Origin of the sequence: uncultured Polaribacter sp., from assembly GCF_947495205.1 — a bacterium.
Taxonomy (GTDB): Bacteria; Bacteroidota; Bacteroidia; order Flavobacteriales; family Flavobacteriaceae; genus Polaribacter.
Genome location: NZ_CANLXV010000004.1, coordinates 230,625 through 242,906, shown reverse-complemented (window position 1 = coordinate 242,906; position 12,282 = coordinate 230,625). Strand labels below are relative to the sequence as shown.

Annotated in this window: 7 protein-coding genes; 1 reads left to right on the top strand and 6 read right to left on the bottom strand. The window is 30.9% G+C overall.

Features of this window, described 5'->3' with window-relative positions; translation table 11 throughout:
* Positions 1–22 precede the first annotated feature (22 nt).
* Positions 23–487 (top strand): hypothetical protein, encoded by a 465-nt coding sequence (locus Q0762_RS05685; RefSeq protein ID WP_298764666.1) that lies wholly within the window; start codon positions 23–25, stop codon positions 485–487.
* A 63-nt stretch (positions 488–550) separates the two neighbouring features.
* On the opposite strand, the gene Q0762_RS05680 is transcribed toward Q0762_RS05685, so the two are convergent.
* The 6 genes from Q0762_RS05680 to Q0762_RS05655 all read right to left on the bottom strand — a co-directional run bounded on the left by Q0762_RS05680 (position 551) and on the right by Q0762_RS05655 (position 12,191).
* Positions 551–1,735, bottom strand: a complete 1,185-nt coding sequence (locus Q0762_RS05680; RefSeq protein WP_298764664.1) for an acetate kinase — start codon at positions 1,733–1,735, stop codon at positions 551–553.
* 138 nt (positions 1,736–1,873) lie between these two features.
* Positions 1,874–3,967, bottom strand: coding sequence for a phosphate acetyltransferase (gene pta, locus Q0762_RS05675; protein WP_298764662.1), 2,094 nt, complete (start codon positions 3,965–3,967; stop codon positions 1,874–1,876).
* Between the two features lie 109 nt (positions 3,968–4,076).
* Positions 4,077–5,720 carry a carboxyl transferase domain-containing protein gene (locus Q0762_RS05670; RefSeq protein WP_298764661.1) on the bottom strand — a complete coding sequence of 548 codons (1,644 nt, stop codon included), beginning with the start codon at positions 5,718–5,720 and terminating at the stop codon, positions 4,077–4,079.
* Between the two features lie 105 nt (positions 5,721–5,825).
* The gene (locus Q0762_RS05665; RefSeq protein WP_298764658.1) at positions 5,826–10,346 is read right to left on the bottom strand and encodes a T9SS type B sorting domain-containing protein; all 4,521 of its coding nucleotides are present in this window, start codon (positions 10,344–10,346) and stop codon (positions 5,826–5,828) included.
* Positions 10,347–10,390: 44 nt separating this feature from the next.
* A complete protein-coding gene (locus tag Q0762_RS05660) occupies positions 10,391–11,236 on the bottom strand; it encodes an ABC transporter permease subunit (protein WP_298764655.1) in 846 nt (281 codons plus the stop codon).
* A 55-nt stretch (positions 11,237–11,291) separates the two neighbouring features.
* Positions 11,292–12,191 (bottom strand): ATP-binding cassette domain-containing protein, encoded by a 900-nt coding sequence (locus tag Q0762_RS05655; RefSeq protein WP_298764653.1) that lies wholly within the window; start codon positions 12,189–12,191, stop codon positions 11,292–11,294.
* Between the last annotated feature and the right edge of the window lie 91 nt (positions 12,192–12,282).

Sequence of the window (12,282 nt, the reverse complement as noted above, 5' to 3'; positions counted from 1 at the left end):
TTTAATTTGTAAGTTTGAAACAATGTTTAAAAAAATAATATTATTTAGTTTATTAATGTTTGCCATACAAGCTAAAGCAGTTAACTCAGTATTAGGAGTTGTAAAGTTTGATAAGGTTTATCAAGATAAAACTATTTTAATTCAAAAAATTAAAGCAAAAATTAAGGCTTTAAATGAAAAACGAGAGAAGTTGCAATCGCTTAAAAAATGGACTCCAGAAAAGGAAAAAGTTTATCAGAAGCAGGTTGCAAGTTACACCAATAGTTTGCGAAAATTAGGTGTTAACTATATAAAAAAGTTACATCCAGATGCCATTATAAGAAAGTTGCAAAAGGAATTAAAATACATTAATAACGCAAGAATTAATAAGAATGCAAGAGAAGACGGTTTGTCTGACAGATATGATTCTATCTACAAAAAAAAGGCGCAAATATTAATTGATAGTATTATTAAGTTAAGAAGCCTAAAACCTAAAACTATTGATTAATTCTTTCTTAAAAATCATAAAAAAGCCTTTGAAATTTCAATTTCAAAGGCTTTTAAGTATTTGTTAATTTAATAAATTGTAAGATTGTATGGCTATTTCTAATTCTTCATTAGTAGGAATTACAAATATTTTTACTTTGCCTGTAGTTTTCTGTATTTCTCTTATTTCTTTAGATTTTAAAGCATTTTTATTAAAATCTAAATCAATACCCAAAAAGTCTAAATTTTCACAAACTAGCGCTCTTATTATTGCAGAATTTTCTCCAATGCCTGCAGTAAATACAATAGCATCTAAACCATTTAATGCGGCTGTAAAAGCACCTATATATTTTTGAATTTTGTAAGTTGCCAAATCAAGTGCATTTTTACAATTTTTATTGCCATTGCTTGCTTTTTCGGTAATTTCTCTTAAATCAGCATGTCCTGTTAAGCCCAACATACCAGATTCTTTTTGTAATAAAGTATTTACTTCTTCCGCGTTTTTATTCAATTTTTTCATCAAAAAGAAAATTACAGAAGGGTCTATATCACCAGACCTGGTTCCCATTATTAAACCATTCATTGGTCCAAAACCCATAGATGTATCTATAGTTTTGCCATTTTGTAAAGCAGCCATACTGCAACCATTACCTAAATGAATGGTAATAATTTTTGAATCTTTTAGGGCAAGTTTTTCTATTGCTTTTTCAGAAACGTATTTATGACTAGTACCATGAAAGCCATATGCTCTAATATGATGGTTGTCTAGATAATTATTAGGAATTGCATATTGATAGGCTTTTTTTGGCATGGTTTGATGAAAAGCAGTATCAAAAACAACGATTTGTTTGGCAGATTTAAAAATGGTTTCTGAAATTTCTATTCCTGTTAAATTTGCTGGATTGTGCAATGGAGCTAAATCAAATAAGGCTTTTATGTTGCTTTTTACCTCTTTTGTAACAAGCACTGTTTTGCTAAATTTGTTACCACCGTGAACTACTCTGTGCCCAACAGCTTCAATTTCATTTGCATTAGTAACTACGCCAATTTTAGGGTCTGTTAAGGTATCTGCAATTTTTTGCAAACCTATTTTATGATTTAAAATTGGCAACGTTTCCAAAAATTCTTCTCCCTCTTTTTCATGCTTAAATATGGCATCTTCCATTCCAATTCTTTCTACCAGACCAACACATTTTACAATTTGTTTAGGCATTTCTATTACTTGATATTTTAAGGAAGAAGAACCTGCATTTAATACTAGTATTTTCATTTTGTTTGAGTTGTAAAGTTGCTGTATAATTTAAAAATCTACTATTTTAATTACTATTTTTATTTTTAATTAATTACTTATTTATTTTACAGTGAGCTTCGTTAAGATTTAAGTTTTTTTGTTACTAACAACCAACAACTAATCCTGGTTTGCTTGAATTGCTGTTAGTAAAACCGTGTTAAAAATGTCATCTACAGTACAACCTCTACTTAAATCGTTTACAGGTTTGTTTAAACCTTGTAGCATTGGGCCAATAGCCAAAGCACCTGTTTCTCTTTGTATGGCTTTGTAGGTATTGTTCCCTGTATTTAAATCTGGAAAAATTAGCACAGAAGCTTGTCCTGCCACATTAGAATCTGGCATTTTAGTTTTGGCTACAGACATATCAACTGCTGCATCATATTGTATAGGGCCTTCAATTTTTAAAGCAGGTTTCTTGGTTTTTGTTAATTCTGTGGCTTTTCTTACTTTTTCTACTTCTTCTCCTTTTCCTGAACTTCCAGAAGAGTAGGAGAGCATTGCAACTTTAGCTTCTATGCCAAAAGCTTCTGCAGATTGTGCAGATGAAATAGCAATTTCAGACAATTGTTCTGCATTAGGGCTTGGGTTTACAGCACAGTCTCCCATAACAGAAACTCTATCTGACAAACACATAAAAAATACCGATGAAACCACTGAAACCCCTGGTTTTGTTTTTATCAATTGTAAAGCAGGTTTTATGGTGTGCATTGTGGTGTGTACTGCTCCAGAAACCATACCATCTGCCAAACCGTTTAAAATCATTAAAGTACCAAAATAAGAAACATCATGCACCAAATCTTTTGCGGTAGTTTCAGACATTCCTTTATGTTTTCTTGCTTCGTACAAAGTGCTTTCAAAGTTTTTATTATGAATAGAATCTGTAGGATTTAAAATATTTATTTTATCTAAATCTATTTGTAAACCAATTTGATCGCATTTTAGTTGAATCGCATTTTTGTCTCCTAACAGCGTTAAATCTACAATATCTAATAATTGTAAACGTGCTGCAGCTGTAATAATACGTTCATCTTCTCCTTCTGGTAAAACAATATGTTTTTTATGTACTCTTGCTTTTTGTAATAAATTATATTGAAACATACTTGGTGTTAATTTATCTGATTGATAAGAAGTAAGTATGTTTGTAAGACCTTCTGCGCTTACATGTTTATCAAAAGTATCTAAAGACAATAATATTTTTTTGTTGTGTGAAGCATAAATTTTAGATTTTACCGCTCCAATTTTATTAGTTAGGTTAAATGTACCACCATTAACAGCAATAATAGGCACTGTAGATTGTACACCTTCTATTAATTTTAAGATAGATTCTTCTGGTATTAAAGAGCCCGTAAGTATAATGCCCGCAATTTTAGGATAGTTTTTAGATGCGTTTGCTTGTAAGGCGCCTAAAATAATATCTGCTCTATCTCCAGGTGTAATTACCAATGCATTTTCTTTTATTCTTGTTAAATAATTTCTAAGTTGCATTGCACCAGTACTGTAGCTTCCAATGGCATTTTCTAAAAACTGATCGCCAAACAAAACAACTCCGTTTAAGGCTTTAACAACTTCTTTTACGGTTGGGAAAGCTAAAAAATCTATTTTAGGAATAATGTCAATTTGTAATTCTTTAGGAAAATGATTGGTTAATTCTTCTTGAATATAATCTACCTCGTCTACTTCGATTTTGTTGGCAATAATACCCAAAACATCCACCTCTTTTTGAACAAAAGAATTGTAAGATAATTGCATGGTATTTATAAAATCTTTTTTCTTTTTGCCGTTTCCAGAACCTACAATTAGTGCTGGTATTCCTAGATTTTTGGCAATCATTAAATTTACGTCAAGTTCAGTAAAACCACCACTTCCAGAGAAATCTGTACCTTCTACAAGCACATAATCGTAGTTGGCCTCTAATTTCTTGTATTTTTTTATAACGGTTTGTATTACTTCATCTTCTTTTCCTTCACTTAAAAGTTCTACTACCTCACCTTGTTTGTAAGCGTAACAGTCGTTATAATCTATTTCTAAATTAAAAAAGTTGATTGCAGTATTGGTGTGCTCATCTATTTGGTTTTCATTTAACTCATTAATAATGGGTCTAAAATAACCTACTTTAGAAGATTTGGTTAGCATCATTCTTAAAAGCCCTAATGATATTAAAGATTTTCCACTATCAGATTCTACGGTAGCAATGTATATGGCTTTACTCATGTTTTATATAGTTATATTACAAAAATAAGGCATAAAAAAATGACTAATTGTGATATTAGTCATGATTTATAATTTATTTATGAAATTTTTTCTTTTAGAAGAATAGTTTTTAAACCTGTAAAATTCCCATATTAAATTTCTTTTCGATAGGAGCGTGGTTTGCAGCTTCAATACCCATAGAAATCCAAGTTCTGGTGTCTAGAGGATTTATAACAGCGTCTGTCCAAATTCTGGCAGCCGCGTAATAAGGAGAAATTTGCTTGTCATAACGCGATTTTATTTGATCAAACAATTCAGCCTCTTTTTCAGGTGTAATTTCTTCTCCTCTTTTTTTAAGAGATGCAGTTTCTATTTGTAATAATACTTTTGCTGCAGAATTACCACTCATAACTGCCAATTCTGCACTTGGCCAAGCAACAATTAATCTAGGGTCAAAGGCTTTACCACACATGGCATAATTACCAGCGCCATAAGAATTGCCAATAATTACCGTAAATTTTGGCACAACAGAATTGCTTAAAGCATTTACCATTTTTGCACCATCTTTTATTATGCCTCCGTGTTCAGATTTAGATCCTACCATAAAGCCGGTTACATCTTGCAAAAATACTAAAGGTATTTTTTTCTGATTGCAATTGGCAATAAATCGAGTTGCTTTGTCTGCAGAATCATTATAAATAACACCACCAAATTGCATTTCTGTTGGTTTGGTTTTAGAAGAAGTTGTTTTTACTAATTTACGTTGGTTGGCAACAATACCAACTGCCCAACCATCAATTCTTGCATAACCTGTAACTATGGTTTGCCCGTAACCTTTTTTGTATTGTTCAAATTCAGATTTATCTACCAAACGTTTAATGATTTCTAGCATATCATATTGCGCGTTTCTTTCTTTGGGTAAAATTCCAAAAATATCTTCTTCTTTCTCCTTTGGAGGAAAAGCTTCTTTTTTATTGAAACCTGCATTTTCTGGAGCACCTATTTTATCAACAATAAATTTAATTTTGTCTAAAGCATCCTTATCATCTTTTGCTTTGTAATCTGTAACTCCAGAAACTTCACAATGTGTAGTTGCTCCTCCTAAAGTTTCGTTATCTATAGATTCTCCAATGGCGGCTTTTACTAAGTAACTTCCTGCTAAGAAAATACTTGCAGTTTTGTCTACAATTAAAGCTTCATCACTCATAATTGGCAAATATGCACCACCAGCAACACAACTTCCCATAACTGCAGAAATTTGGGTAATTCCCATACTGCTCATTATTGCATTATTTCTAAAAATACGTCCAAAATGTTCTTTGTCAGGAAAAATTTCATCTTGCATAGGTAAATATACACCTGCAGAATCTACTAGATAAATAATAGGAAGTTTGTTTTCTATGGATATTTCTTGTGCTCTTAAATTCTTTTTACCCGTAATAGGAAACCAAGCGCCCGCTTTTACAGTAGCATCGTTTGCAACTACAATGCATTGTGTACCTTGTATATAGCCAATTTTTACAATTACACCACCAGCAGGACAACCTCCGTGTTCTGCATACATATCTTCACCGGCAAAAGCACCAATTTCTATAGATTTTTCATTATTATCTAGTAAATAATCAACTCTTTCTCTTGCAGTTAATTTTCCTTTTTGATGTAGTTTGTCTATTCTTTTTTGACCACCACCTACTTTTACTTTTACAAGTCTTTTACGTAAATCTGATGCTAGTAATCTATTATAATCTTCGTTTTTATTGAAGTTGATGTCCATAGATAAATTTTCTTAATTTTTGCTAAATTAAGAAATATAGTTGTGATAGTTTTAGCATTAAAACATGATTAACCATAAAACTTTCTTAAACTTTTTTAATATTTTTTACCTTCTTCTTAATAAGGAAAAATTACCTTTTTTATGAATTGTAGGTTTGCTAGTATCTGCAGGAATTAAGGTGATGTTATACCAATAATCATCAGAAGATAGTAGTTTTCCATTAAAAGTACCATTCCAGCCACCAGATTCTAGCGGAATTTGTGCTACCAACTTACCAAATCTATTAAAGATATTTATACTACTATTTGGATAAAATGCTTTGTTGGCACCTTTTACTACCCAAGTATCATTTACACCATCGCCATTAGGCGTAAAGAATTTAGGAAACTGTAAAACAGATATTTGTAAAGTAGTATCTGGCGAACAACCATTTTTATCATTTACAATAATGGTATAAATTCCACCTGCTAAGTTTTCAAAAATAGGTTCGTCTTGAAAAAGTGTTGTGGTATTTTCATCATCGTTTCTTAAAGCAAATTGATAATCTCCTATGCCTAAATTATTGTTGATAATATCTATATTTACCGATAAATTATTTTCTGAACCAATATTATTTCCTTCATCTACAACGGTTACAAATTCTGGTAATAAAATAGCAGGGTTTGATTCGTTTACAGAAATAATTTCTGTTCTAGAACAATCGGTGCCGTTTGTGGTTGTTGCAGTAACTGTGTAATTTCCGCCAACAACAACATCTAGCGTTTGAGAATTTCCTACAACGTTTCCAGCCATATCTTTCCATTCATAAGTGTAAATTTCTGAAGGATTTTCTGCAGAAATAGGTAAAGGAGTATTATTTAAACAAACAATTTGTGGCGATGTTACATTAAAATTTGGCAAAGGATTTACAATAACATCAAAAGTAGCATCATCATTTACACAAAAAGTTGCTTTATTTTGAATTCTTACAAAAATGGTTTCTGTGGATGAGGTGTTTGTATAAGGAGATAAAATAGCATCAGCACCAGAAGATGCATTTGCAGATGAATTATGAAAGGTAACAATAAAATCATCTGGATCTTGGGCGTTTCCTAAAAGCGCAGGAATTTGACTGTCTAAATCTATGTTTTGAATAATTCCGTTTGCATCATCGCCATCAACAGCATCATCACAAAAAGAAAGATTAGAAACAGGATTAAAAGTAGGTTCTGGATTTACTAAAACATCAAAATTAGAAATACCATTTGCACAGCCTGTTGTATTATTTACAATACGCACAAAAATAGTTTCTCTGTTTGGTGCTAGATTAGTATAAGGAGACATTAAAGGCAAATTACCACTTTGTGCATCTGCTAAACTTCTATGGTAGGTTACAGTGTGATTTGCAAGATCTTGAGTTCCTAAAATAGTAGTTGTTTGTGCTTCTAAATCAATAGATTGAGAAAACCCATTTCTTGCAGAACCATCAGAATTGTCATCACAAACTTCTAAATCTGGTACAAAATTAGCGACAGGAACAGGATTTACAATTACATTAAAAGAAGTTTGACTGGTATAACAACCTGTAACATTATTAGTAACCCTAACAAATATTTCTTGAGAATTGGCAATTGTATTAGCAAAAGGAGAAAGAATAGGAGCATTACCAGTATTGGCATCTGTAGCCGTTAGATGATAAGTTACTTTAAAATCGGTATCATTTTGTGTCCCTAAAATATCTGTAGTTTTATTTTCTAAATTAAAGTTTTGTACAATTCCATTGGTGTTCATTCCATCTTCGTTATCATCACATAATTCTAAATCGGGAACAATTTCTGCAGTTGGTACAGTGTTAATTTGTAAGAAAAATTGGCCTAAACCTTGGCAATTATTGTTTATAGTACTTAAAATTTTATAATATATAGGAAAACGAATTCCGTTTGCATTTGTGGTAATATCAATTTTAGAAAGATTGTTTCTATAATTGGTAATATCAATTTGGTTTAAAGAGTTGTTTCTATCTAAATTATTTTCAAAATATAAAATTTCGAGATTATTACGATTTGTAATCATTGCACCATTAAATATGTTAGCATCTATAGTGTTTTTATCTAACATAAAAGTTGTAATGTTATCTGTATCATTATTGTTTGGTCCGTTTGTGCCATCTGCTTGTAAAAAATCGTCACAAGCAGGTGTTTGTAAATCTGCATAAGGACTATCTGACTCTTCACCTACGTTAATTTGTAATTCTACAAGATCTCTAGCACAATTTTGATTTGTTGTAACGCTAACAAATACAGATTGTGTAAGATTAGTCTGCACTGGGTAAGAAGTAATAGCTGTTATTTGATTGGTACCTGCTGCATCTGTAAAATATTGAAAAGTAACATTTGTTGTGTTAGAAATATTTGGTTCTGCCAAAGTTAAATTAACAGTTGGGTTTGCAGTACCAGTAGCCACACAATGTTGTAAAATAGGGTTAGGAAGTAATACAGGTAAAGGATCTACAATTAATTCTAAGGTAAGATTAGCATTAAAACAAGCTGAATTGTCTACATTTTCTACTCTTATAAAAACAGTTTCTGAATTGGTTACTGTGTAGTCATTGTTTTTATCAATTATTGTACTTGCATCATTATTTATGGCGCCAATTTGCGTGGTATGATAACTAACGTTGTTTTGTGTATTACTTAAAGTTCCTAAAATTTCAGTATCTTTTGTATTGAGTAAAAAAGTATTAATAATGCCATCTGTATCGCTGCTACTTTCTATATCATCACAAATTCTATAAGGTTCTGGTTGGGTAGGAGTGGGAAGTCCTGTTACAGCCAATTCAAATTCTGTAATATCAAAACAAACATCTGGTACAAAAATATTTTGTATTCTAGCATAGATAGTTTGTGAGCTAAAAGGATTTTGATTTGTGTATGGATTAGGTAAGGCATTTTCTCCAGAATTTGCATCTGTTAGATTGTCAAAATATAAAACATCAAAAACCCCAGCGTCTAAACCATTTCTAATTTCAATAGATTTAGTTGCTTGTAAATCAAATGTATTAAAACCATCGTTATCTGTATCACAAAAAATAATATCTTCTGGTTTTGTGGCATTTGCAGCTTCAAATACAGTTATTGCAAAATTAGCTTCAAACCTAGTAATATTTCCACATTCATCTGTTAAATTTACTTCTAATGTATAAGTACCTGAGTCTGCATTTGCTAAATTAGTAAAAACTAAATTTGGGTTTGTTGTAACTGTGTTTCTTGTAGTACCATCATTAAAAAACCATTCATAGCTAATATCTGTGCCAGATAATACTTCTGGTACAATGGTTTTATTAGAACCCGCACAAAAACTTAAATCTTGATTATTAATTACTGTATCACTATCATTATCTGTAACTTCTATTGGTAATAATAAAGATGATAAAAAGGGAGGAAGACCTTGACTTGCAGTAACTGTTGCTCCTACTGGTACAGAAAGGTGACTGTAATCGCAGTTTTCACCCAATTCATCTGGTCTGTTAATTACACTAATATTGTTAGAATTGTTGGCAGACCAATATATTTTACCATCTGGACCTAACTGTAAAGCAGCTCTAGAGTTTCTATAACTCATTATAAGTTCTCTAGAGTTATTAATTTCTTCAATAGATGCTTGTTTAAGATCGTATTGATACAAGTTTGCATTTGAACTTTCATTGTTAAAAAAACCAGTTGATATATAAAGCACATTACTAGTTATTGAAAACTCAACACCATAACCATCTGCAGAACCAGAACCAAAAGTATCTAATCTGCTTACTTGATTGCTTCCATTTAAATTAGAAACCAAACCTGTAGTTGCATCAAAATCAAAAATAAAAGTGCCTGAGCTCATATTTGCTGCTACTAATTTGCTTCCGTCTGGAGAAACTTTTAAATAACCTCTTTGATCATCTGTACTAAAATTAGGGATAACACTAATTACTGGGTTTAAAACATCTACACCACTTTCATTTACTTTGTAGGCATAAAATTCATTATTTCCAGAAGCTGCTGTTCCTTGAGCCATGGAAATCACCCAAAAGCTATTACAAGCAGCAGCCCTTACAGCTGTTACTTTTTCTGACCATAAATTATCTTTTCCGCTAGATAAATTTATTGCGCCTGCATCTCCAATACTTGTATTAATGTCTCCTAAACCGTTGTTTAAAGACATATCAATTTCGTAATAAAAAAAACCAGGCGTTCCTGGAAAAGGAGCGTTTCCTGTGGCTGTTGTACCTACAGTAAATAAATAATAAATATTAGGTTTACCAGGAGCTGGCACTGTTAAAGCAGATTGAGAGCTTGAAGAATCTCCTTTTAATCCTGTAGCATTTGGCATTGGGTTGTTGTTTTTATCCCAAATTGTAAGATTTCTAGAAGTTCTTAAACTATCATCATTTGTAGGCGCGCCAACATAAAATAATAAATTACCATTAGCGTCTGAAAAAGAAGAACAACCTTCTAAAGTATTTAATTGACTACCAGAAACGGGTATGGGAGAACCAGAATTAAAATCTAAAGCTGCGCCATTACCAAAATACCAGAAATTAGCTTCTTTTTGAGCAAATACATTTAACGCAATAAACACTACTATTAAGGGCAAGAAATTCTTCATTTGATGGCATTTCAATTACAAGCCTCAAATATATTTAAAAAGCACTATAAATCTCGCTTTTTTAACAATGTAAAAGATAAATAAACAAAGATAAATGTCCAGACAGCAACAATAAGAATGGTAGAAAAGTCTACGGCATAACTTTTTGTAAAAGTTTCTCCCATTTGGTTAGCAAAAGTTTTCACAGCGCCTAGTTTAGATCCTGGTTCTTTTATTAAATTAGACATGGCTTCTAAAGGTAAAAATTGCATAATTTGAGCAACTATTTCAGATGTACTTTCTTCATTTTTATAACTCCAGTATAAATAGCCTCTAAAAATATTTTCAGCAATAAACCAAACTACTATTGCGCCAACGGCAAAGGCAGATCTTTTAATTAATATTCCAAAAAATAAGCCCATTGAGAAAAAACAAACTAGTTTTAGAAAAAAAGCAAATAAATATTGCAAGCCAGATGTTATAATACCAAATTCTGTATAATCTGAATAGCATAAACCTAAAATTAGCGAAACCAAAAAAACAAAAATTGTAGAAATAGCAGCAAAAGCAATAACCGTATAAAATTTAGAAAGTATAAACTCTTTTTTACTTAGACCGTCTATTAGATTTTGTTTTAGTGTTTTGTAACTATATTCATTCGCCATCATAGAAACAATAACTAACAACAAAAAGAATTTTAAAATAGAAGCTATATAGGTGTTAAAATGCCATATGTAAGGAAAATTAAAAATACCCATTTCTGCTAAATGGAATTTTATAGGGCCAATATCAAATCTTATGGCAGCAATTAAGGCAATACAAGTTAATAACCCAAAATATATTAAAGTTAAAACTTTACTAGCGCTATTGTATTTTAATTTATGAAACTCTATAGTTAATAATCGTAACATGGTACTTGTGTTTTTAAAAGGTTGGCAGTTGTACTAAAACAAAGGCTAAAAAATTTTAATTGATAGTTGTTAAATCTAAAAACTTTTGTTCTAAACTAGGTTTTCGTTTTACTAAATGGCTTAAAATAAAGCCTTTATTAAATAAAAAACTATTTATTTCTGTTGCAGTAATATCTTCTTTTAAAGTTGCGATAATAGTTTCTTGTTCTTTGTTTACTTTTAAAATTGAAGGATGATTATTTAAAACAGACAGCAAGTTACTTTCATTTTCTGCTACTTTTAATTCAAAAAAACCGTTTGATGCCGTCATTTCATCAACACTACCACTGTAAAGTTTTACGCCATTTCTAATAACAATTACATGAGAACAAACTTTCTCTACTTCATCTAATAAATGAGAAGCTAATAATATTGTTGTTCCTGTGCTTGCAATTTTTTGTATTATTTGTCTAATTTCATGTATTCCTTGTGGGTCTAATCCGTTTGTAGGTTCATCTAAAATTAAAATTTCAGGATCATTTAGCAATGCAGATGCTATTGCCAAACGCTGTTTCATACCTAAAGAGTAAGTTTTAAATTTACTATTTCTTCTATCAAAAAGATTTACTGTTTTTAGCTTTTCTTCTATTTTTTCTGTTGATATGTCTTTTATGGTACAAATCAATTTTAAATTTTGAACGGCAGTCATGTACGGGTAAAAATTAGGTCGTTCTATAATTGCACCTACTTTTTTTAAGGCTTCATGCGTAGATAATTTTCCGTTAAACCAAGAAAAATTTCCAGAAGTTTTATTTACAACATTTAAAATAATACCTAAAGTAGTAGATTTTCCACTACCATTAGGACCTAAAATACCATAAACATTACCTTTTTGAATATCAAAAGAAAGATTATTTACAGCATGTACAGCACCATATTTTTTGTCTAAGTTTTTAAGCGATAAGATGGTTTCCAAAGAAAATATTTTAGTTAGTTATTTAAGTAAGACGATTACTTTGCAATTTTGTTACGTTAAATAGCTGCATTTATAAAGATTAAAAATTGTA

What these genes read in the sequence shown, in the direction of transcription:
- Q0762_RS05685 (WP_298764666.1), top strand. Translation starts at nt 23, where the DNA reads ATGTTTAAAAAAATAATATTATTTAGTTTATTAATGTTTGCCATACAA.
- Q0762_RS05680 (WP_298764664.1), bottom strand. Translation starts at nt 1,735, where the DNA reads ATGAAAATACTAGTATTAAATGCAGGTTCTTCTTCCTTAAAATATCAA.
- pta (WP_298764662.1), bottom strand. Translation starts at nt 3,967, where the DNA reads ATGAGTAAAGCCATATACATTGCTACCGTAGAATCTGATAGTGGAAAA.
- Q0762_RS05670 (WP_298764661.1), bottom strand. Translation starts at nt 5,720, where the DNA reads ATGGACATCAACTTCAATAAAAACGAAGATTATAATAGATTACTAGCA.
- Q0762_RS05665 (WP_298764658.1), bottom strand. Translation starts at nt 10,346, where the DNA reads ATGAAGAATTTCTTGCCCTTAATAGTAGTGTTTATTGCGTTAAATGTA.
- Q0762_RS05660 (WP_298764655.1), bottom strand. Translation starts at nt 11,236, where the DNA reads ATGTTACGATTATTAACTATAGAGTTTCATAAATTAAAATACAATAGC.